This window comes from Mycobacterium sp. pV006 (assembly GCF_041287115.1).
GTDB lineage: Bacteria > Actinomycetota > Actinomycetes > Mycobacteriales > Mycobacteriaceae > Mycobacterium.
Genome location: NZ_JBGGKT010000005.1, coordinates 209,259 through 235,614 on the forward strand (window position 1 = coordinate 209,259; position 26,356 = coordinate 235,614).

The 26,356-nt window shown below is 70.0% G+C and carries 23 protein-coding genes; 7 read left to right on the forward strand and 16 right to left on the reverse strand.

Features of this window, described 5'->3' with window-relative positions:
• Window positions 1–17: 17 nt before the first annotated feature.
• Entirely contained in the window at window positions 18–1,247 is a 1,230-nt protein-coding gene (locus ACAG25_RS10475) for an FAD-dependent oxidoreductase (protein WP_370488296.1), read from the forward strand.
• 10 nt (window positions 1,248–1,257) lie between these two features.
• Complete coding sequence (locus ACAG25_RS10480; protein ID WP_370488297.1) at window positions 1,258–2,043, forward strand: SDR family NAD(P)-dependent oxidoreductase; 786 nt, start codon at window positions 1,258–1,260, stop codon at window positions 2,041–2,043.
• Here ACAG25_RS10480 and ACAG25_RS10485 read toward each other — a convergent pair.
• A complete protein-coding gene (locus tag ACAG25_RS10485) occupies window positions 2,040–2,993 on the reverse strand; it encodes an L-lactate dehydrogenase (protein WP_370488298.1) in 954 nt (317 codons plus the stop codon). The two genes, ACAG25_RS10480 and ACAG25_RS10485, sit on opposite strands and share 4 nt — an antisense overlap.
• 130 nt (window positions 2,994–3,123) lie before the next feature.
• Window positions 3,124–4,914: an Hsp70 family protein gene (locus tag ACAG25_RS10490; protein ID WP_370488299.1), complete on the reverse strand. Its 1,791-nt coding sequence runs from the start codon at window positions 4,912–4,914 to the stop codon at window positions 3,124–3,126.
• Window positions 4,915–4,971: 57 nt separating this feature from the next.
• Between ACAG25_RS10490 and ACAG25_RS10495 the strand changes: the two genes are divergently transcribed.
• Entirely contained in the window at window positions 4,972–5,430 is a 459-nt protein-coding gene (locus tag ACAG25_RS10495; RefSeq protein ID WP_370488300.1) for a nuclear transport factor 2 family protein, read from the forward strand.
• Here ACAG25_RS10495 and ACAG25_RS10500 read toward each other — a convergent pair whose 3' ends face one another.
• Complete coding sequence (locus ACAG25_RS10500) at window positions 5,431–6,105, reverse strand: L,D-transpeptidase (protein ID WP_370488301.1); 675 nt, start codon at window positions 6,103–6,105, stop codon at window positions 5,431–5,433.
• 78 nt (window positions 6,106–6,183) lie between these two features.
• On the opposite strand from ACAG25_RS10500, the gene ACAG25_RS10505 reads away from it, so the two are divergent.
• A complete protein-coding gene (locus ACAG25_RS10505) occupies window positions 6,184–7,677 on the forward strand; it encodes a diacylglycerol kinase family protein (RefSeq protein ID WP_370488302.1) in 1,494 nt (497 codons plus the stop codon).
• Here ACAG25_RS10505 and ACAG25_RS10510 read toward each other — a convergent pair.
• On the reverse strand, window positions 7,631–8,302 hold the full coding sequence (locus ACAG25_RS10510) for a phosphatase PAP2 family protein (RefSeq protein ID WP_370488303.1): 672 nt from the start codon (window positions 8,300–8,302) through the stop codon (window positions 7,631–7,633). The genes ACAG25_RS10505 and ACAG25_RS10510 overlap by 47 nt on opposite strands.
• 32 nt (window positions 8,303–8,334) lie before the next feature.
• On the opposite strand from ACAG25_RS10510, the gene ACAG25_RS10515 reads away from it, so the two are divergent.
• The gene (locus ACAG25_RS10515; RefSeq protein ID WP_370488304.1) at window positions 8,335–8,817 is read left to right on the forward strand and encodes a hypothetical protein; all 483 of its coding nucleotides are present in this window, start codon (window positions 8,335–8,337) and stop codon (window positions 8,815–8,817) included.
• Between the two features lie 31 nt (window positions 8,818–8,848).
• Here ACAG25_RS10515 and ACAG25_RS10520 read toward each other — a convergent pair whose 3' ends face one another.
• Complete coding sequence (locus tag ACAG25_RS10520; RefSeq protein WP_370488305.1) at window positions 8,849–9,613, reverse strand: trans-aconitate 2-methyltransferase; 765 nt, start codon at window positions 9,611–9,613, stop codon at window positions 8,849–8,851.
• A 45-nt stretch (window positions 9,614–9,658) separates the two neighbouring features.
• Between ACAG25_RS10520 and ACAG25_RS10525 the strand changes: the two genes are divergently transcribed.
• Window positions 9,659–10,588 carry an amidohydrolase family protein gene (locus ACAG25_RS10525; protein ID WP_370488306.1) on the forward strand — a complete coding sequence of 310 codons (930 nt, stop codon included), beginning with the start codon at window positions 9,659–9,661 and terminating at the stop codon, window positions 10,586–10,588.
• Window positions 10,585–11,784, forward strand: a complete 1,200-nt coding sequence (locus ACAG25_RS10530) for an alpha/beta hydrolase family protein (RefSeq protein ID WP_370488307.1) — start codon at window positions 10,585–10,587, stop codon at window positions 11,782–11,784. Before ACAG25_RS10525 ends, ACAG25_RS10530 begins: the two co-directional genes overlap by 4 nt.
• On the opposite strand, the gene eccE is transcribed toward ACAG25_RS10530, so the two are convergent.
• The 11 genes from eccE to eccA are packed head-to-tail and all read right to left on the reverse strand — an operon-like array spanning window position 11,771 to window position 26,223.
• Window positions 11,771–12,685, reverse strand: a complete 915-nt coding sequence (gene eccE / locus ACAG25_RS10535) for a type VII secretion protein EccE (RefSeq protein ID WP_370488308.1) — start codon at window positions 12,683–12,685, stop codon at window positions 11,771–11,773. The two genes, ACAG25_RS10530 and eccE, sit on opposite strands and share 14 nt — an antisense overlap.
• A complete protein-coding gene (gene mycP / locus ACAG25_RS10540) occupies window positions 12,682–14,067 on the reverse strand; it encodes a type VII secretion-associated serine protease mycosin (protein ID WP_370488309.1) in 1,386 nt (461 codons plus the stop codon). The genes eccE and mycP overlap by 4 nt, the downstream gene beginning before the upstream one ends.
• Window positions 14,057–15,499, reverse strand: coding sequence for a type VII secretion integral membrane protein EccD (eccD, locus tag ACAG25_RS10545; protein ID WP_370488310.1), 1,443 nt, complete (start codon window positions 15,497–15,499; stop codon window positions 14,057–14,059). The genes mycP and eccD overlap by 11 nt, the downstream gene beginning before the upstream one ends.
• Window positions 15,481–16,362 (reverse strand): ESX secretion-associated protein EspG, encoded by an 882-nt coding sequence (locus ACAG25_RS10550; protein WP_370488311.1) that lies wholly within the window; start codon window positions 16,360–16,362, stop codon window positions 15,481–15,483. The genes eccD and ACAG25_RS10550 overlap by 19 nt, the downstream gene beginning before the upstream one ends.
• A gap of 9 nt (window positions 16,363–16,371) precedes the next feature.
• The gene (locus tag ACAG25_RS10555; RefSeq protein WP_370488312.1) at window positions 16,372–16,659 is read right to left on the reverse strand and encodes a WXG100 family type VII secretion target; all 288 of its coding nucleotides are present in this window, start codon (window positions 16,657–16,659) and stop codon (window positions 16,372–16,374) included.
• Window positions 16,660–16,689: 30 nt separating this feature from the next.
• Window positions 16,690–16,983, reverse strand: coding sequence for a type VII secretion system protein EsxG (esxG, locus tag ACAG25_RS10560; protein WP_370488313.1), 294 nt, complete (start codon window positions 16,981–16,983; stop codon window positions 16,690–16,692).
• Window positions 16,980–18,533 carry a PPE family protein gene (locus ACAG25_RS10565; protein WP_370488314.1) on the reverse strand — a complete coding sequence of 518 codons (1,554 nt, stop codon included), beginning with the start codon at window positions 18,531–18,533 and terminating at the stop codon, window positions 16,980–16,982. Before ACAG25_RS10565 ends, esxG begins: the two co-directional genes overlap by 4 nt.
• 8 nt (window positions 18,534–18,541) lie before the next feature.
• Window positions 18,542–18,850, reverse strand: a complete 309-nt coding sequence (locus tag ACAG25_RS10570) for a PE family protein (RefSeq protein ID WP_370488315.1) — start codon at window positions 18,848–18,850, stop codon at window positions 18,542–18,544.
• 34 nt (window positions 18,851–18,884) lie between these two features.
• Window positions 18,885–22,850, reverse strand: coding sequence for a type VII secretion protein EccCa (gene eccCa, locus ACAG25_RS10575; RefSeq protein WP_370488316.1), 3,966 nt, complete (start codon window positions 22,848–22,850; stop codon window positions 18,885–18,887).
• The gene (gene eccB / locus ACAG25_RS10580; RefSeq protein WP_370488317.1) at window positions 22,847–24,382 is read right to left on the reverse strand and encodes a type VII secretion protein EccB; all 1,536 of its coding nucleotides are present in this window, start codon (window positions 24,380–24,382) and stop codon (window positions 22,847–22,849) included. The genes eccCa and eccB overlap by 4 nt, the downstream gene beginning before the upstream one ends.
• A complete protein-coding gene (gene eccA, locus ACAG25_RS10585; RefSeq protein ID WP_370488318.1) occupies window positions 24,379–26,223 on the reverse strand; it encodes a type VII secretion AAA-ATPase EccA in 1,845 nt (614 codons plus the stop codon). Before eccA ends, eccB begins: the two co-directional genes overlap by 4 nt.
• Window positions 26,224–26,356 lie beyond the last annotated feature (133 nt).

Sequence of the window (26,356 nt, forward strand, 5' to 3'; positions counted from 1 at the left end):
CCACTAGCGTGGGCACGGTGAGCGCGAAGACCACGTGCGCGATCGTCGGTGGCGGGCCGGCCGGGATGGTGCTCGGCCTGTTACTGGCCCGTGCCGGCGTCGCGGTGACCGTATTCGAGAAGCATCCCGACTTCCTGCGCGACTTCCGCGGTGACACGGTGCATCCGACCACGTTGCGCCTGCTCGACGAACTCGGGTTGTTCGCGCAGTTCGACCGGATTCCGCACAGTCGGTTGCGACAGGCCTCCTTCGACGTCGGGAATCGTTCGGTCACGTTCGTCGACTTCACCCGGCTGCGTCAGCCGCATCCCTACATCGCGATGGTGCCGCAGTGGGACCTGCTGAATCTGCTGGCCGAAGCTGGGCAGAGCGAGGCGGCCTTCACCCTGCGGATGAGCACCGAGGTGACCGGCCTGTTGCGCGACGGGCCCCGCGTCACCGGTGTGCGTTACGAATCTCCCGACGGCGCTGGGGAATTGCGCACGGATCTGACGGTGGGTTGCGACGGGCGCTGGTCGGTGGTGCGCCGCGAGGCCGACCTGCCGGCGCGCGAGTGGCCCACGAGTTTCGACGTCTGGTGGTTCCGGCTGCCTCGGCGCCCGGAGGACTCCGACTACACGCTGTTCCCGCGCGTCGCGCCGGGTCGGGCGATGATCGTGATCCCCCGTGAAGGTTATTTCCAAGTGGCCCTGCTGATTCCGAAAGGTTCCGATGCGCAGCTGCGGGCCCGCGGCCTGGCTGCTTTTCACGCCGACGTCGTCGAACTGCTGCCGGAGGCCGCCGATACCGTCACCGCCATCACCGATCTCAGCGAGGTCAAGCATCTGGACGTGCGCATGAACCGTCTGCTGCGCTGGCACACCGACGGGTTGCTGTGCATCGGCGACGCCGCGCACGCGATGTCGCCCGCGGGCGGCGTCGGCATCAACGTCGCGGTGCAGGACGGCGTCGCCGCCGCCCGGCTGCTGGCGGATCCGCTGCGTCGCGGCACCGTCACCGGAAAGGACCTGGCGGGGGTGCGGCGACGGCGCATCGTGCCGACCGCCGTGACGCAGGGACTGCAACGACAGCTCGACCGGCGGTTGCTCGGCCCGATCGTGCGCGGCGACACCGCGGCCGGGCCTCCGACATCCGTGCTCCGCCTGGTCGACGCGCTGCCCTGGTTGACGGTGATCCCGGCCTACCTCGTCGGTGTCGGCGTCCGTCCCGAGCGGGCACCCGAGTTCGCGCGACGCGCGTCTGCGTAAGGTCGGACGGGTGAGCGACGCACCCAGCACCGAGAACCCGTTCGATCTGACCGGACACGTCAGCGTGATCACCGGCGGAGGTTCGGGGATCGGCCTCGGTATCGCCGAGGGCCTGGCCCGCGCGGGTGCCTCGGTCGCCATCATCGGCCGCAACGCCGACCGTCTGGACTCGGCCGCCGAGCGGCTGCGTGCCCACGGAGGGTCCGTCCTTCCGGTCGTGTGTGATGTGGCCGACGAGGACGCCACCATCGCGGCGATGGCCCGGATCCGCGGCGAGTTCGGTTGGCTGGATTCATGTTTCGCCAATGCCGGGGTCCGGGGCGTGTTCACCCCGGTACTCGAGACCTCCCTGGCGGAGTTCCGCGAGGTGACGCGGGTGGACCTCGACGGGGTGTTTCTCACGTTGCGCGAGGCCGCCCGCCAGATGATCGAGGCCGGCCGCGGCGGCAGCCTGGTGGCGGTGTCGAGTCTCGGTGCGTTCCAGGGCATGCCGCGTCAACCGGCCTATGCGGCGTCCAAGGCGGGCGTGACCTCGCTGATCGACAGCATGGCCGTGGAACTGGCCCGCCACGGCATCCGCGCCAACACCGTCGCACCCGGCTGGTTCGACACCGAGATGACCTCCGAGGGTCTGGCCGACGAACGGTTCCGCGAGCGGGTGCTGCCGCGGGTGCCGGTGCGCCGCTGGGGCGCACCCGAGGACATGGCCGGTGTCGCGGTGTATCTGGCGAGCCCGGCGAGCCGCTACCACACCGGCGACGTGCTGCGCCTCGACGGCGGCTACCTGAAGTTCTAGAGTCCCAGCGACTCCTGCACCGTTCTCAGCGTCTCGGCCGAGGCGTGCAGACCGTCGGCTTCCGCACGGTCCAGCGGCACGTCCAGGACGCTGCCGGCTCCGTCGGCGGTGACCACCGTGGGCAGTGACAGCGCGACCCCCTCGATCCCGTAGACGCCGCGCTGCACGGTCGACACCGGCAACACCCGGTGCTGGTCCCCGAGTATCGCCTCGACGATCCGGGCGCTCGACAACCCGATGGCCAGGTTGGTCGCCCCCTTGCCGGCGATGATCTCGTAGGCGGCGTTGACCACCCCGGCGGAGATCTCGGCGCGGGCACGCTCGTCGAAGACCGCGACCCCGTCGCGCCGGAACTGCACCGCCGGCACTCCCCCGACGGAGACGCTCGACCACAGCGGGATCTCCGAATCCCCGTGCTCGCCCACGATGAAGCCGTGCACGTTGCCGACCGCCAGATCGGCGCGTTCGGCGATCAGGTACCGAAACCTGCTGGAGTCCAGCACCGTTCCCGAGCCGAAGATGTGACCGGGGGCGGCGTCGACGGCGCGGGCGGCGGCGAAGGTGACCACGTCGACCGGGTTGGTCACGAACACCACCACCGCCTCCGGCGAGTGCTCGAGCAGCGCGGGGGTCAGCGTCTGCGCCATCGCCACGTTGGACGCCGCGAGTTCGAGGCGGCTCTGGCCCGGCTTCTGCTTGGCGCCGGCGGTCACCACGATCACGGCCGACCCGGACGTCACCGCGATGTCGTCGGACCCGGTGATCCGGCAGTGCGGCACGAACTGGCTGCCGTGGTTGAGGTCGAGGGTCTCGGCGCGCACCTTGGCGAGATCGAGGTCGTAGAGCGCCAGGGCTCCGGCCGAGCCCCGGATCAGACAGGCGTATGCGATGGCAGTTCCGACGCTGCCCATGCCCACGATGGAGACTTTGGTGGTCCGCTGTACCGGCACCACGCCATTGTGCCGCCGGACAGCGCTGTTCGATCGGCTGTCCCCTCCGCAGCCGATCGATCAACGCTGCAAACAGTAGGCGGACAGACCCTGCGGAGGAATCGGGGAAATCCCTAATCCTGACCTGGGTTCACGAGTTGTCGGGCACGAGGATCGGGATATCCGGCAAAAACGGAACGTCGAGGTAGGTCGTGGTGATCGGCGGCCGCGTGGGCGCCGGCGCGGTCGTCGTGGGAGCGGGCACGGTGGTGGTCACCACGGTGGTGGTCGGCACGGTGGTGGTCGGCACGGTCGTGGTGGTCGTCGGCACCGTCGTGGTGGTCGTGGTGGTCGTCGGCGTTGTGGTCGTCGTGGTCGTCGTGGTGGTGGTGGTTGTCGTGGTCGTGGTGGTGGTCGGCGACGTGGTGGTCGTCGTCGGCGCGACGGTCGGTGGGGTCGTCTCGACCGGCGGCGGTGGCGGTGCCGGCTCCTCGGTCGGGCGCACCGGCGCGGCCGGGGCGTTGGTGACCGTCACGGTCTGCTCGGCCGGCGGCAGTTCGCGGCTCAGGGGGTTGCTACCGGGTTTCGGCCGCTCCTCGCCGGAGCTGTCCACCGACGTCAATGCCACGGCGACACCGCCGACGGCCACCAGCGCGATCACCGCGACGATGCCCATCAGCGCCAACGGGAGTCGTTCCCAGGGCTTGACCTCAGCCGTCTCGGGCTCGGATTCATGGAGGTGCGGTGCGTAGTACGGGTTGGCGGCCTGACGGGTGTCCGAATCGTCGTCGTAGGGGTCACCCTGATACGGGACGACATCGTCGGTCCCGGCCTCGGCGGCCGACCAGGCCAACGCCTCGGTGCTGCCGGCGGCCGGTGGCATCGCCTGGGTGCCGTCCAGCGCCGGCGCCAACATCGTCGAGGTTTCCGCGCTGCGGCCGTAGGCCGCGAAGAGGGCCGCGCCGACGGCGCCGTCCAGTCCCGGCCGCGGCGTGATCAGCAGCGGCGCGGATGCGTGCCGCATGGCCTCGCGGCCCAGCAGCGGGATGGCGGCCCCACCACCGGCCAGGACGACACCCGAGAGCCGGTCGACCCCGGCCCGGGTCAGCGCCGAATCCAGTGCCGCGAAGAGTCCCCCGAGCGAGGGTGCGATCAGGCTTTCCAGTTCGGCACGGGTGACTTCGACCGGAGTCGGCTGCCCGGCCACGGTGACCGTCACCGAGGTGACCGGTTCGGTGGACAACCGCTCCTTGGCCGCCCGGCATTCGTCGCGCAGCAGAGCCAGCGCGGACACGGCGGCGGTCTGTTCGGCGTCCCCGGCGCCGGCCTTGTCGAGCACCATCGCCATCAGGGCCTGGTCGATCTGGTCCCCGGACAGGTCGCCGTAGCGCACGGTGTCACCGATCGGGGTGAACGCCGAGGTGGCGTCGGCCAGCGTGACGCCGGTGCCGCTGCCGCCGGCGTCGACCAGCGCGACCACCCCGTTGCGGTTCAGGCCGGGGTTGGCGTTCAACGACGTCAACGCCGCCACCGCGTCGGGAACCAACCGTGGCGGCTCGCCGTCGGGTCCGCGCAGCGCACTGGCACCCAGCACCTCGTGCAGGGCCGCGAACTTCGCTGCGGGCCAGTACGACGGGACCGCGACGGCGACGTCGGACGGCGGCGCGGGCAGACCGAGTCCGGCCATCGCCTCCAGCGCCTCGACCAGCAGGTGTTCGGCGGGATAGCTGGATCCGTCGGCGGCGACCAGCGGCACCCGGTCACCGACCCGTTCGACGAACCCGGACAAAACCTGACCACCCGGTTCGGTGCTCGTCGCGCCCACCTGGGTCGGGGCATGACCGAACAGGGTGACCACCGCACGCCGGGTCACCGGAGCCCGCCCCACCCCGGCGGCGACGAGGTTGGTGGTCCCGACGGACAGACCCAGCGCATCGCTCATGACGTGCGCCACCATAAACCGTCTGGTGCGCAGAAGCTCATGAGACACTCATGCGCCATGGGCGACATCGATGAGATCAAGCAGGTCAAGTACCGCTATCTGCGCGCACTGGACACCAAGAACTGGGATGAGTTCGCCGCGACGCTGACCGAGGATGTCGTCGGTCGCTACGGGGAGTCCATCGGCGAAGAGCACCACTTCAGTACCCGCGACGAACTGGTCGGTTTCATGCGTAACTCGTTGGGACCCGAGATCATCACCGAACATCGGGTCAACCATCCGGAGATCTCCGTCGACGGTGACGAGGCGACGGCCACGTGGTATCTGCAGGACCGCGTGATCGCGCCCGATTTCAACTTCATGTTGATCGGTGCGGGTTTCTACCACGACCGTTACCGGCGCACCGAAAGTGGTTGGAAGATCAGCGAAACCGGCTACGACCGCACCTACGACGCGTCGATGTCGTTGGACGCGTTGAACTTCAAGGTCAAGCCGGGCCGCGCGCTGAACCTGTGATCACTGCTCGGTGATCGCGATGAGCGCGCCGGGACGCAGCCAACGCATGATCTTGACCAGGGTGGCGTCGTCGATCGCCACGCAACCGGCGGTAGGCCCACCGTCGGTGCTGTGCACGAAGAACGCGCCGCCCTTGCCGGGGACACGTGCCTTGTTGACGCCCATCACGACCGCGTGCGCGTACTGCGGGATATCGAGGTTCTCGGTGCCCGCACTCAGCGAGGTGTTGAAGCGGCACTGGTCTTTCTTGCAGACCTGCATCGTGTTGTAGGTCGGACTTTTCATGTCCCCGTCCCACCAGTGGTCCGGTCCGACCTGGACGTAACGCAGACCGCCACCGGGGTCGGGTTCGGTGCCGAATGCGAAGTCGAGGGTGTAGATGCCTTTCGGCGTCATCATCGACCCGTCATAGTGGTCGGGCGACATCCCTTTCGCGCCGATCTTGGCCGGGATCGCGATCCCGCCGGTGACGGGTTGCCAGCCGGTGCCGGTGCGTTGCCACACATCGAGTTTGGCGTCGGAGCCGCCGGTGCCGGTCACCGACAGCACCTGGGTGGCAGCACCGACCGAACGCGCGAACCACGGGGTGAAACCGGCTCCGACCGGCGACGCCCCGACGACCGCGGTCGCTGCGAAGACCGTCAGCGCGCACAGCAGAATCAGCGGTCTACGCATGGCGTCCATGGTTGCCCGCCCGGGTACCGGAAGCCGTAAAGATTCGGACTCGATCCGGTCGCGGTTAGGTTGGACGTCATGGACCTACTGCCTGTGCGAACGCGTCGTCGAGGGATCCGCCAAATCGGTGAGGGTCTGGGCACGCTGGACCGCGAGGTGTTCCAGGCGATCGCCAATTCGCCGAGCCCGCTGTTCGATACGGTGATGCCGCGGCTGACCCGTGCCGCCGACCATTCCAAGCTGTGGTTCGGCATCGCTGCTGCGTTGATGGCTTTCGGTGACGGGCCGACCCGGCGGGGCGCCATGCGTGGCGTGGCGACGTTGGCGGTGACCAGCCTGGTGACCAATCAGGGAGCCAAGCGGATCTGGCGGCGCGATCGTCCGAACTGGGTCCTGGTCCCGCTGGCCCGGCAGACGCGTCGGCACCCCACGTCGAACTCGTTGCCGTCGGGACACTCTGCCAGTGCTGCGGCCTTCTCGATCGGCGTCGGACTGGAGAAGCCGTCGCTGGGCCTCGGGCTGTCCTTGTTGGCCGGGCTGGTCGGGATCTCCCGGGTGGCCACCGGTGCGCACTACCCGGGTGACGTGCTGGCCGGTCTCGGCCTGGGGGCGGGCATCGCCGTACTCGGCGCGCGGGTGGTGCCGCCGATCGTCGAACCGGAGCTACCGACGGCTGATCCGCTGCGGGTCGAGACGCCGGGCAGGCCCGACGGCGCGGGTGTGGTGCTGGTGATCAATCCGGCGTCCGGCAGCGGTACCGGCGCTGAGGTCGTCGAGGATGTCCGGGCGGCGCTGCCGCGCGCCGAGATCGTCGAACTCGGTGAGGACGACGACGTCACCGACGTCATGCGGGCGGCCGCCGAACGCGCGGAGGTGCTCGCGGTGGGCGGCGGTGACGGCACCGTGGCGTGCGCCGCCTCGATCGCATTGGACGCCGGAGTCCCCCTGGCGGTCTTCCCGGCGGGAACCTTCAACCACTTCGCCAAGGACATCGGCTGCGACACCGCGGACAAGACCATCACCGCGATCCAGCGGGGCTGGCTGTCGAAGGTGGACATGGTGTGTCTGAACGAGAAGCAGATGCTGGTGAATACGGCCAGCATCGGCGCGTATCCCCGGTTCGTGCAGACCCGCGAGAAGCTCGAGCACAAGATCGGCAAACCGCTGGCCGGTGTGTATGCGATGTTCCACACCTTGCGCCGCAGTGAACCGGTCCGCATCAGTTACGACAACAAGACACTGCAGACCTCGCTGTTCTTCCTCGGCAACTGCGCCTACCTGCCGTCGGGTTTCGCGCCGTCGCGGCGCACCCGGATGGACGACGGCCTGATCGACGTCCGGATCCTGGAGACGGGTCGCAAGCTGGCCCGGTTGCGGATCATGACGGCGGTGGCTCTCGGACGGTTGCAGCGCAGCCCGCTCTATCACGAGATGCACGTGCCGGAGTTCGCGTTCCGCGCCGTCGACGGACCCACGGTGCTGGCCCTCGACGGCGAGGTGGTCAGCGAAGTGGAGGAGGCCACCTTCAGCGTGAAGTACCGGGCGCTGTCGGTGTTTCGTCCGCTTCCGTGACCGGGCGCCGCGGCGGCACCAGCCGCAGGCACAGCAGGTAGTACGCGTAGCCCAGCGCCCAGCCGGCCACCACGTCGGACGGATGATGCACGTTGAGCACCACCCGTCCCGCACCGACCGCCGCGATCAGCGCGACGCCGACCGCGATCAGCACCCACCTCGCTCGGCCGCGCATCAGCGGTAGGGCCACGGTCAGCAGCGCGCACACCGAAACCATCACTCCCAGTGCGTGACCGGACGGGAACGACGTCGAGTGGGCGGTCACGAACGCGGTGTCGGGGCGGGGCCGGTCAGCCAGGTACTTCCCGGTCTCGGTGATCAGGCCGCTCAGTTCGACACTGATCAGCAGGAACATCGCGACCGTCACGTTCCGTCGCGTCAGCGCGACGACGATCACCACCAGGGTGACGATGCGGAAGACGGTCGGACCGAACACCGTGCAGAACACATCCCACGCGGTCACCCATCCGGGATGCCCGTCGCCGATCCGATGCGTCACGCGCAGCGCCCAGGTGTCGAAGGCAACCAGCATCGGCCAGCCGCTGCGGAACCCGATCCACATCGCCGCGTAGATGCCGAGGGCGATCACAGCGGTCACCGCCGCGCTGCGGCCATGTGTCTTCACCCCTCCACTGGTACCTGAGTTACCGTCGTGGGATGGCCGTCTTCCTTCGGAAGCTGTTCCGGATCGGCAAGCTCCCGCGTGAGCTGCGCACTGAGGTGGAAGCCGAAGGCATCCTCGTGTTCGCGGAGTACGTCGCGGTCACCCGCAGGTTCCGCGGCACCGTCCCGGGATTGCGTTCAGGCGGCAGCATCGCGAGCTATGTGGGATCGCTGGTGCTGACCCGGGAACGGGTGCTGGGCACTTTGTCGTCGGTGCCGAAGCTGGCCGGCCGCACCATCGACCTGCGGTGGGATGCGCCGCAGAGCGGCGCGGTGAAGGCGGAGCTGGCCGAGGACGGCCTGACGCTGACCGCCGACGTCGCCGAGATCGACCCGCGGTGCTCGGGGGAACTGTCGCTGCACTACAAGCACCCGATCCCCGCCGAGATTCTGGCACGGTTGCCGCGGCGGTCGCTGGCCTACGACGTGCCCCCGGAGTTCGTGTTCCGCGCCGTCGGCGTGCCCTACGACCCGTAGGCCGGCGGCGACGAGATCCGGGGGCGGTGGCTCAATTCACCTGCGCGACAACGAAGATGCGCCGGAACGGGAAGAACGTCCGGCCGTCGTCGCGAGCCGGATAGGCCTGCGCGAGCAGCGGGATGATGGCCGCGCGGTAGGCCTGCCAGGCGGCGTCCGTCAGTCTCTCCCGGACCGGGGTCAGCGCAGTCCCGGAGATCCAGTCCAATACCGGTGTCTCGCCGCGCAACTCGTGGAGGTAGGTGGTCTCCCACGCGTCGACGCTGCATCCGGCGTCGGTGCATAGGGCGGCGTAACCGGCCGGGGTGTCCACCACGTCGGGATTCGGCCATGGCATGTCGGCCAACGCCGCGGCGAATGGCTCCCGGCGAGCCACCTCACGGATTGCGGCGTGCGACGGCGCGTCGAAGTTGCCCGGCACCTGGAATGCGATCCACGCGCCCGCCGAGAGTTGCCCGATCCAGTCGGTCAGCAGTGCGCGGTGGTCCGGAATCCAGTGCAGAGCGGCGTTGGAGATCACCACGTCGGTGTCGGGGTCGGGTGCCCAGGCCGCGATGTCACCGAGGCGGGCATCGACACCGCGCTCACGTGCCGCGGCCACCATCTCCGCCGACGAGTCCCAGCCTTGCACCTGTGCATCCGGCCAGCGCTGCCCCAGGACGCCGGTCAGATGCCCGGGTCCGCACCCGAGGTCCACCACGAGGCTCGGCCGCTGCGCGCCGACGCGGGCCAGCAGCTCGAAGAACGGTCTGCTGCGATGATCGGCGAATCTCAGGTAGGCGTCGGGATCCCACATACCCGCAGATTCTGCTCCCCCGGCGAAGATGCCATCATCGAGTGGATGGATGAGTCCGAATCGGTCCGCCGGATCTGGCAGGACCTGTCCCTGCCCGGCGTCGTCGACGTGCACACCCACTTCATGCCGAAGAACGTCATGGACAAGGTGTGGCGGTACTTCGACAGCGCGGGCCCGCTGACCGGCCGACCGTGGCCGATCACCTACCGCAGCGACGAGCAGGACCGGGTGCGCACGCTGCGGGCGTTCGGGGTCCGGGCGTTCACGTCGCTGATCTACGCCCACAAACCCGACATGGCCGCCTGGCTGAACCAGTGGGCCGTCGGGTTCGCCGAGGCCACCCCTGACTGCCTGCACACCGCGACCTTCTACCCGGAGCCCGGCGCGGCGGCCTACGTCGGTGCGGCGCTGGACGCCGGGACTCAGATCTTCAAGGCGCACATCCAGGTCGGCGACTACGACCCGACCGATCCGCTCCTCGACGAGGTGTGGGGTCTGATCGCCGACGCCTGCACCCCCGTGGTGATCCACTGCGGCTCCGGACCCGCCCCGGGCAGATTCACCGGGCCGGATCCGATCCGCACCGTCCTTCGGCGCCATCCACGGCTGCGCCTGATCATCGCCCACATGGGTATGCCCGAGTACAGCGAATTCCTGGAGCTGTGCGACGAATTCGATCAGTTGCACCTGGACACCACGATGGCCTTCACCGATTTCGCCGAAGAGTCGATGCCGTTCCCGCCCGGCGAGTACGGCCGACTGCGCGACATGGGTCACCGCATCCTTTTCGGCAGCGACTTTCCCAACATCCCCTACGGCTACGCCCATGCGATGTCGGCGCTCACCGAACTGCCGGGTGTCGACGATGTGTGGCTGCGCAACGTCTTCCACGACAACGCCGTCCGGTTGTTCGATGTATTGCAGACCCCGGCCGGGCTACCATCGACGGGCCGCACAGGAAAGGCCGCGCCGTGACCGAACCGCAGGTGCCCGACGAACCCGTCCCGCCGATTCCCGTCCCCGACGTTCCCGGCGCCGAAGCGGGTCCGCGGGGACTGCCGCGCCGGGTGGACCTGACGTGGCGCCAGCGCGCCATCGTCGACAGCTCGGCCGTGGCCGACCTGGCCCTGCGTACCTCGATCGCGTCGCTGCTCAGCGTGACGATGGTGCCCTCGGTGCTCACCGCGCTGCGCCGTTCGGAAGCCCACGCCGAACGCGAACACCTGGAGTTCTACGCCGGATTGGCTGCGGCGCAGGACCCCGAACGGGCCTTTCCCGCTCCGACGCAGCCGCCGCGGGTGTTCTCCCGGCCGGCCAACCCGGTCGCCGAATGGGTGGCCCAGGGCAACGTCAGCAACATCCGCTTCCAGAGCAGTTTCTCCGCGGTCAATCCTGCGCTGCGCGACCAGTGCGCCGGGTTTGTCCGCAACAACGTCGTGCATGCCCAGCACTGGCGCCACGACGACGGCCCGCGTCCGACGCTGTGCCTGATCCACGGGTTCATGGGGTCGGCGTACCTGTTCAACGGGTTGTTCTTCTCGCTGCCGTGGTTCTACCGGTCCGGTTATGACGTGATGCTCTACACGCTGCCGTTCCACGGCCGGCGCGCCGAGAGGTTCTCCCCGTTCTCCGGCCACGGTTATTTCGCGCACGGGTTCGCCGGATTCTGTGAGGCCATGGCTCAGGCGATACACGACTTCCGTTCCCTGCTGGACTATCTGGAGTTCACCGGGGTCGACCGCATCGCGTTGACGGGGATGTCACTGGGCGGGTACACCTCGGCGCTGATCGCCAGCGTCGACGACCGGATCGACGCCGTGATCCCGAATGTTCCTGTGGTGACACCGGACCGGACCGTCGACGAGTGGTTCCCCGCCAACAAGCTGGTGGCCCTGCGCGAGTGGATCGCCGGAACCGACGACACCCTGACTGACGCCGCGACGATGTACTCGTCGCCGCTGAACTACCGGCCGCTACCGGCCAAGGAACGGCGCCTGATCATCGCCGGTCTCGGGGACCGACTGGCGCCCCCGGAGCAGGCCGAGATCCTCTGGAAGCACTGGGACCGCTGCGATTTCCACTGGTTTCCGGGTAACCACGTGCTGCATGTCAGCCAGCCCGACTACCTGCGGCGCATGACACGGTTCCTCGCGCCCTTCATGTTCGACTGACGGCGCGTCCTGTCGACCACTGCAGGTCCAGTCGCTCGTGTCCACCGGTGGGCGCGCTGAGCAGACGCCGATCCGACCGCGGATGCATCGCGGTCAGCGCCGGGCCGTGGCAGCCGCGTTCGGCGGTCAGTCCCGACACCGGAGCGCCCGGTTCGGGCCGGTCCTGCGTGCGTACCGCGCAGGCGGCCGCGAGCGCGGGCGAGGTTCTGCTGCCGGTGATCTCGACGGCGCTCCACACCTCGACGGCGTCGAGGCCGCGTACCGCATCGAGCGTCTCGGCGAGCTGATCGTCCACCGCCACCCGGTAGGCCGCGACATGTCCCCGGGAGTCGGCCACCGCGCGCCAGGACTCCTTCACCTGCTCGGGAAGCACGACCGCGGGATCCGGGTCGGTAGAGACCTCCCAGCCGAGCTCGCGCAGCTGATCGGCCAACCGACGGCCGGCGAGTTCGACGGTGTCCTGCAACGGGATCCGCGGCGACCGCGCGGTCAGCGCCGCCAGGTTGTCCGCCGCGCCCAGCGTGAGGCTCACCCACGTGGTCCGCCGGTCGGCGACGTCGCGGCTGGTGATCCGCACCTTGTCGAATCGGATGCCGTAGCGGTCGACGTAGCCGGCCAGGACGTCGAGCGGCAGGTCGGCCTTCGCGCCCGGCTCGACACGCAGCACCACCGTGGCGTACTCGGTGCTGCGATGGCTGCCCTCGACACGACCGCGGCGGCGCAGCATCGCGATGCGGCGCCCGATCATCGTGGTGACGAACATGCCACGCCACCAGGCGAACAGGACCACCACCACGGCCACGGCGATGCCGAGCAGCCACCGCGACGCGGGGGTCTCCCACGGGTAGGCCATCGCGGCCGGGATGACGAACAGCAGCGCCAGCGTGATTCGGACGATCATGGCGTCGGGTCCTTCCGTCGGTTGTGCACCACCGCAGCGGTGAGCACCAGCAGCGCCAGCACGCCCACTCCGGTGAACGCGACGATGCGGGGGGTGGGATCGTGCACCGGCGGCGCCGGGGGTGCGGCGACGGGACGCACTGCGGCACCGTCTGTTTCGGTACGTTCGGGCACGTTCCAGGTCAGTGCGGCCACCGGGTCCACCCCTCCGGAACCCACCAGGTTCGACGGGGAGCGCGCGGCACCGTTCGCCGTCGCGGTGAGCCGGTCGACCGTCTCGCGGGCGCTGAGTGCGGGAAAACGGCTGCGCACCAACGCCGCGACGCCGGCGACGTAGGCGGCCGCATACGCGGTGCCCCGCACCGGGGCGAAACCGTGGTCGTTGTCCGGTAAGCCGTTGGCCAGTCCCCCGGCCGGATCGTTGCTCACCGACACGATCCGTTCACCGGGCGCGGCGATCCCCACCCACGGGCCGGCCATCGTCGACGGTGCCGGGCGTCCCGACGCCGACAGCGCGCCCACCGACAACACGTAGGGCTGCCACACCGACGGCATCGACAGGCTCGTCGCGCCGTCCCAGTTGCGGGGATCCGACGGACGCGCCGGATCGGTGAGCGGATTGGATTGGCATGCCGCGCCGGTCGCCGAACCGGCGCCGTTGTCCCCGGCCGCGGCGACGATCACGGCGTCCTTGTCCACCGCGGCATAGCGCAGGGCCGCGCCGAGGGCGCTCTGGTCGATGGCACGGTTGGCGGGCAGGCAGACCGCCGTCGGGATGGTGATGACGCCGGCGCCGGCGTCGGCGGCGCGCACGACGGCGCGGGCCAGCGTCTGCACCTCCAGTGTGGCGCGCGCGAGCTCGGGGTCCTCACCGGCGCTGCGCGGCGAGAAGTGTTGCGATGTCTGCCGGATGGCGTAGATGCGGGCACCCGGGGCCACCCCGGAGAACGCGTCGTCGCCCGGCTGTCCGGCGATGAGTCCGGCGACCAGGGTGCCGTGCCCGTCGCAGTCGGTGGTGCCGTCGGTGGACTCCACGAAGTCCCCGCCGGCCTCGACGTTGGGCAGCCGGGGCCCCGGGGTCACCCCGGTGTCGATCACGGCGACCAGCTGACCGTCACCGCGGCTGTGCCGCCACGCCTCGGTCAGCTTCAGCGACAGCGCATTCGGGTCCGCGGCGGCGGGATCGGTGCCGGCGACCACTCCGCTGGTGACACATGGGCTGCGCTGGCTCATCGCCGCGGCAGGGCCGGCGCTACCGCTCGGTGGGGGTACCGCCGGATCGACCTGCGGGGGCGTGATGGCCCCCGCGGCCGAACCGGTGAACGACAGCGCCAGCACGGCGGCCGCAGCCGCCGCCGCGACCCGTCGCACGTCAGAAGCCATTGAGAACCCACGAGAAGAGCCCGATCACGTACGCCATCACCGGGATGATCGACGCGTCCAGCGCCGAGGCCAGGAAGCCGAGCATGCGCCGCATCGGCAGCGAGTAGGTCTCCGGCTCGGCGATGCCCGGGTTGAGCGCGACCACGGCCCAGGCCGCGGTGATGATCGCCAGCACGCCCAGCGCGGCCCAGGCCGCGGTGTACTGACCGCTGATCGCGAAACCGACCAGCACGACGGTGGTCACGAGCAGCGGATGGCCCAGCAGCCAAGCCTTGCACGCGGCCGAATCCCAGACGCGAGCACGCAACGCCGCGCCGAGAGCGACGGCCACGACCAGATACCACGCCCACGCCGAGGCGCCGCCGTCATCGGTGAGCGCGGGCCACAGCAGGGCGACCGAACCCGCCACCCCCAACAGCACGCCGGCGGCGATGAAACCGGTCTGGTGCGCATCGGTGGCACGAACCCGCCGCGGCAGGTCCTCGAGCACCCGCAGCGGCTGCGCCGCCGGCGCCGGGTCCCCGGGGGCGGGGATGGTCGGCACGGGCAGGCGCGCGCACATCGCCGACAGTTGCGCGGCGGACACGGTGACCAGCAACCCAGCCAGGATCAGCCCACAACCCAGCGCCAGCGGCGTCACGGTCCACAGCGCCGCCGCGCCGGCCGCCAGCAGCACACCGAGTGCCGTGGTGGCCGCCGCGGTGAACACCGCGACCGCACGCTCACCGACGATGATGCTGATGATCGACCAGGCCGCGACGCCGGCGGCCGACAGCACGATATGGGCGGCGCCGAAGTCACCCGGTACGGCCAGCGCGAACGCCCCGGCCACCGGAGCCAGCGCCGTCACCGCCAGGACGGTGGCCAACCGGGCCGACGCGGGACGGGTCAGCAGTGCCCCCAGGACGGCCAGGACCGCGGTGGCCGAGACCACCACGAGGCCGAGCGCGTCACCGGTGACCACGCGGTGGGCCACCGACAGCGCGGTGGCCACCAGGACCAGCCCGAGCACGGCCAGGGTGGCGCCGCGACGGATCTGCCTGATGCCCCACGGCCTTTCCCTGGCCTCGGAGAAGATCATCGCGGCGTCGGCGATGTCCTCGACGATGCGGGGTGCCGGCGGTCCCGCCGGAACCGGCTGCAGCGCCAGCAGATCGCCGTCGACGACGCCGACGGTGGCCAGGGTCGCGTCGAGGCTGAACGGGACACCGCCGATCGGCGCCAGGCTCACCAGGTCCGCCGAGTCGGCCACCGCGTCGGTCGGTGTCACGATGCGCTGGACGGCCGGGATGATCTCGCGCAGCGGCAGTTCGGCCGGCAGTGCGATCTCGGTCAGCCGGCCCGCGTCCTCGTCACCCACCGCGGCGGTGAGCACTGCGACGCGCACGATCGGCATCACCGCGTTGTTGGTGGCTACAGCGTGCTCTGACATTGTTCTTCTTTCTGCCGTCTTCGCTCGGCGGTGTACTCGTCGAAGTCTTTGGTGACTGCCTGGTCGGGGAACCACGGTCCGTCGGGCAGGGCGGCGCAGAGGCGCTCCACGGCCGCCGCGATGGCCAGCGGGGTGCCGGGAGTGAACGTCGAGATCCATTCCCCGTCGAACGCTTTGGTCGGGCTCACCAGGACCCGGCCGGCGGTGGTGTCGACGACGCTGACGCCGACGTCGGTGGCCACCCGGTGCCCGTCGCGGTGCTGCCCGGCCACGATCTCGACATAGGTGCGCGGCTCCTCGAACGCGGCCACCACCACAGGGCGCGCGTTCGGGGGGACCCCGAGGAAATCGAGCATGTCGCGGACCGAGGCTCCGTTGCGGATCTGTTCGTCGGCCTTGGCGCCGGCTTGTGCGGGCAGGGCGAACTCGTCGAAACGGGCGGCGGCGCGACCGGACAGTCCGACCGTGAGCACCGGCACCAGCGCCTGCGGGTGGTCGATGTCCATCGCGGTGAACGTCACCAACTCGGCGCTGCGCAGCGCGACGACGGTCTGGGTTCCGTTGCGGGCCACCAGTCCCCGCAGCATCGACCCGTCCTGGGCGACGAACCGCAGCTCCAGCCACTGCGCCGGGCGGCACACCGCGCGGATCCATCCGGCCACCGACGCGTCGACGACCCCGTCGGCGTCCAGGACGCCCATCGCGGTCAGGCGTTCACGCTGCCCGGCCTCGAACTCCGCGCGGTGCGCGTAGTCGGTGTAGGGCGGCGTGATCGCCAGGACCCACGGGAACGATCCGGCGCCGAGGGTGTCGGCGAGGAACCAGGCGGCCTCCGCACTCAGCTCGACAGCGTTAGCCCGCACGGGATCCGGTCAGCCCCACTTGGCGCCTTCGGCCTGGTCGCGGGCCGCCATCGAGGTGGTGTTCATCTCGTGGGTGCTGGCCATCGCGCGGTAGGCGCGGACCAACTCCTCCAGAGCGGTGTTCCACTGGGCCTGCCACGCCTGGTAGGTCATACCGGTGTCGCCCTGCCAGGCGCCCTGCAGCGCGGCCTGCTCGGCGGCGATGTCGGCGCCGACCGCGTGCATGGCACCGGCGTAGCTCGACATTTCGCCGGCATGGCCGAGCATCGCCGGGTAGTTGTACATGATCTGAGACATCGAGGTGTTCCCTTCGGGAGGTGGTGCGGGTCAGATGGCGGTGTAGGTGCTGGCGGCGGCGGCGTCCTCGGCGACGTAGGACGCTGCGGCGTCACCGATGTTGGCCTGCGCCAGATCCAGCAGCGCGTTGACCTTAGCGGCGGCTTCGACGAACCGGGCGTGCGCGCCCTGGAACGCCGCCGACGCCTCACCCATGTGGAACGCCTGGGACGACTGCGCGGCCTGCTCGGCCTGGGCGATCGTGCTGCGCATCAGCGCGGCCTTGGCGCCGAACGCGCTCTCCGACGCGACGAGCTGGGGGATGTGAGCATCCAAGAGGCTCATGGGTTTTCCTTTCGGTGGTGGTGGGTTTCTTCAGGTGAAGTCTCGTCGGACCCGGACTCCCAGGTCGACGGCAGCATGGGGCTCTTGGGCCCGCCGCCGAAGGAGTCGCCGGCCAGCGTGGTCAGCCCCGCCGCGTCGGCGTCGCCCTTGGTGACGGTGCCCGAGAATCCCATCGGGCCGGCGCCGCGCTGCGACGCGCTGACCCGCGGTTCGGGTTGCGGCGGCGCGCCACGGTCGGGTTCGTCCTCGTAATCGAGGTAGGCGTCGGCGTACTGCCGACCCTCCATCGGGTCCTTCTGCCGCCGACGCCGTTTGCGCCGCTCCGCTGCCGACGCCGCGATGCCCGACGCCGCGGCCGGGATCCCCGACGACGGCGCCTTGGCGCTCGTCGAGTCCCGCACCGTCGGCGAGAACCCTTCGCCCGGATCACGATTGGCGACCACGTACGGGAAGGCCGGAGCAGCGGCAGCCGGGGCCGCGGGTGCGGCCGCCGAACCGCTGACCACCGTGGCGGCCGACGCCGGCGCGGCGGCCGGGGCCGCGGCAGGCGCCCCGGCGGCCACCGGGAACGACTGCTGTTCCGGACGCATCGGCTGGGCCGGCTGCGGGGCCTCCTGCGGAGCCTCCTCGGGCGCCACCGGCGGATTCTGCGTCAGGATGTTCAGACCGACCACACCCAGGGTGATGATCAGCGGGATCAGGAACGGCGCGGCGAAGACCAGCGACCACGTCGTCCAGCCGACGGGCTGGAAGATGGCCTGATACCCGACTGCGAACAACAGCGGGAACCACGTCACCAGCGCCGCAGAGGGATTGGTCATGAAGTCGTTGATCAGCTTGGTGAAGTTGCCGATCGGGTCACGCAGGAAGTCGATCAGCGGCTCGAACAGCAGCCGCAGGAAATCCATGTAGAAGTCGATGATGTTGAACGACGAGCCGGCTTCGGCGGCCTGGGCCTGCGCGGCACTGTTCATCATGTCGGCCGTTGCGCGGCCGGCCTCACCCACTCCGGGGGTCAGCAGCATCGGTGGCGGCACCGATGTCGGGGTCGCGGCCAGCGCGGCACCCGATACGGCCTGGTAGGTGCTCATCGTGGTGGCGGCCTGGATCCACATGCGGACGTAGTCGGCCTCGTTGAGCGCGATCGGAATGGTGTTGATGCCCAGGAAGTTCGTGGCCACCAGCACCGCGTGGGTGGTGTGGTTCAGCGCGAGTTCCGGCAGGGTCGGCATGGTCGCCAGTGCCGTCGAGTAGGCCGCGGCAGCGGTCTCGTGCTGGGCGGCCGCCGCAGCGCTGTGCGCGCTCTGCTGCGACAGCCAGGCCAGGTACGGGGTGTGCGCGGCGACGTACTGCTGTGAGCTGGGCCCCTCCCAGGCGCCGGCCTGCACGGAGGCCAGCACATTGGTCAGTTCGGCTGCGGCCGCGGCGTACTCGGTGCTCAGCGACTGCCAGGCCGCGGCTGCGGCCAGCAGTGAGCCCGGGCCGGGGCCGCTGCTGAGCAGCGTCGAGTGCACCTCCGGGGGAAGTGCCATCCAGACGGGAGCGGTCATGGTGCCTGTCAGCCCCGGGCGATCATGTACGACGTCGCGGCCATCGCGTCGCCGCTGGCGTAGCTGGCAGCCGACTCGCCGACCCCGACCCCGGAGCGGCCCAGTTCGGTGACCCCCTGGGTGGCCACCGTCTGGTGTTGGGCTCCGGCGGCGCTGAATCCGGCGGCGGTCTGCAGCGAGACCGCGTCGGCGGCCGGCGGGATCACGGCGGTCACGGCCGGTGCGGCCGCGGCGTGCACGGCGGCCATCCGGGCCGCCAGCGCCTCGACGGCCGCGCTGGCCGCGGTCAGTCCCTCGGGTACGACGCGCAGTGTCATCGCTGTTCCCCTCCTCGTGGTAACCGGTTGTGTGTCACAGGTGTTCGTTTCGGCCGGTGTGGGCGCCCGCCGTCTCGGCGGCCAGCGGGTTGACCAGCTGGACGTAGGTCGCGGTGTCGCGCTCGTCGATCAGCATGGCCCGGCCCGCGGGCAACCGGCTGAACCGGTGGCCGCGGATCTTGCCGCTGTCCTGCGGGTTGCCGGACATCAGCAGCGTGGTGGCCTGCAACTCGTTGAGCCTGCGCAGCAGCGGCGCCGTCATCACCGCGTGCGCCGCGCCGGAGGCGCGTGCGGTCACGATGACCCGCAGCCCGAGATCGGATGCCTGCGCGAGCAGCCCGATCAGCGCGGTCCACGGCCGCTGCCCGACGAACGGTCCGCTGACCGCCGGCCCGTCGGGGATCTGGTCCACGTCGTCGATGATCAGGTAGTGCAGGTGGCTGTCCTGACCGTTGCGGTAGGACCACCCGGACAGCTGCTGCGGGGTCAGGCCGGCCGGCGGACGGCGCTTCTCCAGCAGTGCCGACAACCCGAGCATCGCCGGCAACACCCGATCGATGTTCGATGTGTACTCGTTGTCCGGGAACAGCGGTTCGTCGACCAGTTGCAGGCGGCGGTCGATCACCGTGAACGCCACCTCGTCCGGACGCGAGTTCTCCCGGATGGTGCGGATCAGATGCCGCAGCAGAGTGCTCTTGCCGCTCTTGGCATCTCCGAACACCATCAGCAGCGGGTTCTCGCCGAAGTCGACGGTGACCGCGGCCAGATCCTCTTCGCGCTGGCCGATGACGACCTGCTCGGGTCCCGGGTAGAGGACCGGCAGCTCCGACGGCGCCAGGTTGGTCGGCAACAGCCGCACCGGCGGTGCCTTGCGGTCGGGGTATCGGGCGTTGATCGCCGGGATGGCGCCCAGCGGCGGGCTGGCGAACAGGAAGTGCTCGGCGGCCATGGTCAGGCCACGGCCGGGCTGATCGGCCGGGACGCTCTCGGCCGGTCGGCGCAGCGCTCCGGCGACCCGCACGTTGCTGTCCTGCGGGTCGTGCAGCCGCAGTTCCAGCCGCAGGCCGAGGCCCTCCCGCATCGCCAGCGGCACCTCCAGCCAGTTCGGCGTCGTGATGACCACGTGGATGCCGTAGGACAGGCCGGTGTTGACCAGCTCGGTGACTTTGGCCAACAACGGATTCCGCGTGTTGAAGGTGTCGGTGTTGTCGCGGCTGAACGCATACAGGTTGTCGATGACGAGGAACACCTCGCCGTAGCCGTCCTGGTAGCCGCCGGAGGTCGCGCCCTGCTGCTGACGGGCCCGCAGCAGGGTCTCGAGCTCACCGAAGGTGCGCCGGATCTTCTCCGGTTCCAGCGGCGAGGCGACCCCGCCGACGTGGACGAGGCGCTCGAGACCGCGCAGCTTCCCGCCGCCGTAGTCCAGGCAGTAGAACGACACGTCGCCGGGAGCGTGCAACGCCGCGGCCGACAGGATGAACGTCTGCAGCGCAGTCGATTTGCCCGACTTCGGTCCGCCGTGGATGACCATGTTGGCCGCGGCCGAGCCGGCGTCGAACACCAGCGGGTCGCGCCGCATCTCGAAGGGGCGGTCGATCTCGCCGAGCGGCCAGCGCCACTGCCGCCCGCCGATCCCGGCGCGGTCGAGCAGTTCCTCCAGCGGGATCTCATCGTCCAGCGGCGGCAGCCACAGCTGCGGTGCGCGCGGACCGTACTGGGCCAGCTGGTCGCCGATGGTGGCGATCAGCTTGCGCGGCGGCAGCACCTCGACGTCGGCTCCGTCGTCGACGATGACGGTGTCCGGCTCGGGTTCCACCCAGCCCGCGGTGAACGGCTGGGGACGCGGAATCGCATGCACCACAATCGATCTGTCGACCCGCGGCGGTTCGTAGATACCGTCGACGTAGGTGCTGCGGAACTTGATCGGGCGCGCGCCCGGTGCCGGCACCAGGAAGCCGACGCCTTTGTGTTCGCGACCGGACTCGATGTGGTAGGCGTCCTCGACCCCGATGATCTGCCGGGACACGCTCGGGCTGGCGACCTTCAGACCGATCCGGTAGGAGGTGTTCTTGTCGATGTCCTTGATGCGTCCCACGTCGAGGGTCTGCGACGCGAACAGCAGGTGGATGCGGAACGACCGGCCCTTGCGGGCAACGTAGTCGAACAGCTCGGCGTACTCGGGATGGTCGGCCAGCATCAGGGTGAACTCGTCGGCCACCACGAAAAGCGTCGGGATCGGGGGCAGATCCGCGCCGGCCTCGGTGTTGCGGGCCGCTTCGTACTCGGTCACGGAATTGAATGCGCTGCCCTGCACCCGGCGTCCGGCGTCCTTGAGCAGCTGCTCGCGGCGCGCGACCTCGCCGCGAAGGGTGTCGGCGAACCGGTCGGCCAGCGACCGCTTCTCGGCCATGTTCGAGATCACGGCCACCACCTGCGGGAAGTGGCGGAATATGTCGGCGCCGGCTTCGCCCTTGAAGTCGGCGTAGATCACGATCAGCCGGTCGGCCGGGTGAGTGGTCAACAGCGACAACAGGATCGACATCAGGGTCTGGGACTTGCCCGAGCCGGTCATGCCGATCATCAGGCCGTGCGGACCCATGCCGCCTTCGGCCTCGTCCTTGAGGTCGAAGATCAGCGGTTCCCCGGTGGCGGTGACACCGATCGGCACCCGCAGCTCGTCGTCGCGGTTGCGCGGCGCCCACAGCGCGGCCACGTCCAGCGCGGAGGCGTCCTCGATGCCCAGCAGCGTGGTGAAGGTGGCCCCGCCGGTGGTGGCCGAGCGGCCGTGGTGCGGGTTGGAATCCCAGCGCGCCAACCGGCGTGCGAGGTGTGCGGCGTCGGCGGTGCTGAGCTGATCGGCGGTGTCGATGAACGGCTTCCAGCCGCCGTTCTGCCAGCGGCTGATCCGGCCGTCGGCGATGCGCAGGATGGGGCGCTCGGGGTCGGCGTACTGGTCGCGGTGGGGGTCCTGTGCGCCGCGGTGGATCACGGTCACTCCGGACAGACCGCGGCCGACGAACTCGGCCGGGTCGGCGTCGGGGTCGTCGAGCACGATCAGCAGGTGCTTGGCGTCCGTTCCGCCGGTGCCGGTGAAGGCTCCGCGGTCGGCCAGCGCCGGGGCCAGCCGGTCACGCAGTTCGGCTGTCGTGGTGGCCAGATACCGGGCCGGACCGACACCGTCGACGGCGTTGGGCACGTCCACGTGCGGCAGCCATTTCAGCCACGACCACCGGGCCGACTCCAGATTCGGTCCGGCGTAGGCGATCCCGAGCACCGACGGGTCGTGCCAGGTCGCCGCCTGGGCCAGCCAGGCGCGCAGGGCGCCGTCGACCTGGCCGGCGTCGCCCGACACGGTGATCCGGGCGAGGCGGGTCAGTTCGAGCCCGGCGGGCGCGTCGTGGAGGGTGCGCTGGGTGTCCAGCAGGCCGCGCAGCGTGGTGTGCGACACCGGTTCGAGGTCGATCTCGCTGGCGATGTCCTTGACGCGCAGCGTCGCATCGAGGTCACGGTCGTGCAGGCCGGCGCGCAGCACCAGGAAGTCGGGGTCCCCCGGGTCGCGCTCCCACTGTCGGCGGGTGCCCGGAATCGCTGCCAGCGCAGCGGGTTCGGGGTGGGACCATTCCAGCGCGGCGCGCTGTTCGTCGGCGTGTGCCCGGATGTTGTCGCGAACCACCGACAGATAGCGCAGGTAGTCGGCGCGTTCGGCGTCGACCTCCTCGGTGCGCATCTTGTTGTCCGACCCGCGGTACAGCGCGGTGGCGGCCAGCAGCAGCACGAACGGGAAGAACAGCGTCGTCGGCGAGATCAGCCGCAGACCGGTGGCCACCAGCGCCACGATCATCCCCACGATCAGAATGACGATCAGGTAGGGCAGCGCGCGGCGCAGCAGCGACGGCGGTACCACCCGCGGCAACTCCGGCGGCGGTTCGATGGTGATGGTGCCTTTGCGCGACACCGGCGGTGTTATCCGCTTGCGGTGCTCGAAGATCAGCCTGCTCACGGGTTCTCCAAACGGGGCGCGGTCTGCAACCGGGCCGGTGCGGGATTGGGTGCCAAGGTGTCGTGGGCCAGCAGCGCATCGGCGCGCGACAACGTCGGCCCGACGGCGTACTGGGACAGCACCGCCGACGGGATCGGCAGCGGGGTGGTGCTCAGACCGAGCGCCTTGACGGTGTCGGTGCCGTCCTCGGAGGCGGTCTCGATGCCGTAGCGCACCCCGGTGTCGCTGAGCCAGAACAGGCCGCTGCCGCTGTCGACGAAGTAGCCCGTCCCGGCGGGAGTGGCCACGCGCGCGGCCGGCCCACCGGGCGCGCCGGAGGTGACCAGGTCCACGGTCTGCACGCCGTCCGGGATCGGCAGGGTCGCCCCGGACAGCAGGGTCAACGATTCCACCTGCGCCCCTTCGGGTTTGGCCCATGCCGCGCAGATCACCGGTTCGGCGGCGGTGTCGACCAGCGTCACGGGCCGGGCCGGGTAGGCGGAGGTGTCAACACCGGTGACCGTCGGCAGCGCGGCGACGGTGTCGGCGCCCAGACGTGGCGGCTGGTCCAGACCGAAGGAGTCGGTGTTGCGCAGGATCGACGCGACCACCGGCGAGATCGGCTGCAGGCCATCGGCCAACACCACGTAGTGGCGCAGCGTGTTGTCGGCCTCGTAGGCGACGACGACCGCTCCGATCGGCGCGGGCACCGGCAGCGGTACCGAGGACGGGGTGCCCGCACCGGGGATGACGGGCGCGGTCAGGGCCGGCGCCTCGGGGATCGCGTTGAACAGCCCGGTGGCGATCGGCTGCACCTGCAGCGGCGCTCCCGCGAGTCCCAGTGCGTCCATCACGGCGCGGTCGTTGATGTCGACGGGGCTGCGCTTGCCGTTCCACAACAGCCAGGTGCGGCCGTCGTTCTCGACGAGCAGCGCCTCTCCGTCGGGTAGCGGCGCAGCCTTCTCGCCGCCGTGTCCCGGCATCCCGGCGATCACGGTGACACCGGTGACCGACCCGGTCACCGCGTCGCACACCGACCAGTACGCATCGGTGGTCGGGTTCGGCGCCATCCGTTCGGGCGCACCCGGGATCCCGAGCATGTTGCCGCGCGCGAACTGGTCGATCTCGGCGGTCTTCACCAGTGACGGGTTGTCCGGTCGGCCGGTGATCAGCCGCGCCGAGGTCAGGTTCAGCACCGGGTGCAACTGGTCGCCGAGGCGGACGTAGAGCGCGGCGGTCTCGCGGTCGGCGAGCACGGCGTCGGTGCCCGCCGAACCACCCGGACGGATCAGCGAGAACAGGAAGCAGCCGATCACGCCGGTGACCAGGATCAGTGCGCCGACCAGCACCGACCGCGACTGCGTCCGCAGCGGGTCGACGAGCATGCGGGTGTCGTGCAGCGCGATACCGGAGGCGATGCGGCGACGCATGAAACGCCACCCGGTGACCTGGTGGCGGGTCACGAAGCCACGCCGGTAGCTCACCTGCTCGGGGTTCTCGTTGACCGGGGTGCGGGACTGGAACGACCGGCGATCGTCGTCGGGCGTGGTCATTGCGGCACCGACAGACCCAGGCCGCGCAGCAGCGGACCGGCGGAGTTCGCGACGTCGGTGGCCGTGATCATCATCAGCTCGTCGTCGGTGAAGTCCTCGGAGTCGGAGTGGTCGAGGCGGTACTCCCGCTCCTCCTCCGAGCGCTCCACGAGGTTACGGACGAAACGGCCGTTGCCGGCGATGTCCAGGCAGCGGCGCTGGACCCCGTTGGCGTCGGCCATGGTGGCCTGCGCGAGGTACTCGAACAGCCGCTCCATGTCGCGGCGGGCCGCGTCCTCGAAGATCGAGTCGCGCTTCTCGGCCATGCGTGTGGCGATTTCGACGAGCTCCTTGCCTGAGTAGGACGGGAAGTCGATGCTGCGGGTGAACCGGGACCGCAGGCCCTCGTTGGTGTCGAGGAACGTGTCGAGGTCCTTGCGGTAGCCCGCGACGATGACGACGAGACGGTCGCGGTCGTTCTCCATGCGGGCCAGCAGTGTGTCGATGGCGACCAGGCCGAAGTCGTTCTTGGCGCCTGTGGACACCAGCGCGTAGGCCTCGTCGAGGAACAGCACGCCGTCGAGCGCGCTGTCGATGATGGCGTTGGTCTTGGCTTCGGTCTCGCCGATGTGCTGCCCGATCAGGTCGGCGCGGTGCACTTCGCGGACGGTTTCTTTCTTCAGAAGTCCGAGCCCGCAGTAGATCTTGGCGACGACGCGGGCGATGGTGGTCTTACCGGTGCCGGGCGGCCCGGCGAACACCAGGTGGTTGGTGCGCTGCGCGACGGTCAGGCCGCGTTCCTGACGCCGGATGGCCATCGCGACCGAACTCTTCAGCCGCGCAACCTGATACTTCACCTCGTCGAGGCCGATGAACTCGGCCAGTTCGGCTTCGGCCTCGATGAGCAGGTGGGCCTTGCGGTCCTTGGCGCCGGGGTCGACGAAGTCGGCCTCGCCGGGCTCGGTGTTCGGATCCCACGGATCCGAGCGCGCCTCGATGCGCGCGGCGGTGGTGGTCGGGATGCCGAAGCTGGTGTCCGACAACGCCTCTTCGATCTGGGCGTTCTCCGGGTTGGCCGCGTAGAGCTCCTGCAGCAGTTCCTGGGCGTCCTCGTCCTCGCCCTGGGCGCGCAGCGCCAACGCCTTGGTCAGGGCGCCGTCGACCGCGGCGACCGCGACCGGGCCCTCGGGCTTTTCCAGGTGCGACAGTGCGGGGGCGAACATCCCGAGCCGCGCCAACGCGAGCCCCAGGGTGATGCGGGCGGCGTGCGCGTACGACGGGTCGATCGACTCGTCAGCCACCACCGGCGTCAGCATGCGGACGACGTCCGACCAGCGGCCGGCCCGGTAATGGATCGCGGCCCGCACCCACCGCGCCTGCAGCCAGCCGGGGCGACGGTCGAGCAGGTCCCCGACCAGCTTGTCCGACGCCGCCCACGACGTGGGACTGTCGGCTACGTCACAGCGCGACACCGCGTAGGCCAACGCGAAGTCGTCGGGGTGGGTCGCGCGAAATTGCAGATACAGCCCGGTGTCGTAGACGAACCCGAGTGCCTCGGGCTCCAGCTCGATCTCGCGCTGCAGCGTCCCGGCGGTCGCCGATGTTTGCCAGATGGCATCGATCACCGCCGGGGAGACGTCCCCGGCGGCGGCCAGGCCGATCCAGGCGTCGCACTGGTCGTGCGCCACCCGGGTCAGCGCGGCGAAGCCTGCGCGCGCGGCGGGAATGTCGGCAGGTCGGCGTCGGTCGTGCACGGACAGGCCGAGCGTGCGGCAGCACGTGGCGAACCTACTCACGATGTCGGGGTCCACCCGGGTCGCCGCGGTCGCAGGAGGCATCAGCGTGTCACTTCGCATTTCCATGAAATAGTCGCGGTGCGGGTGTTCCGGCCGATTTGCCAGAATCCCGGGTCCCCGCCCAACTCCCTCAACATCTGTTATGTATGGCTAAGCTAACTCGCGCTGAAAATTAGCACCGTCTGAGCAAACTGTCGAG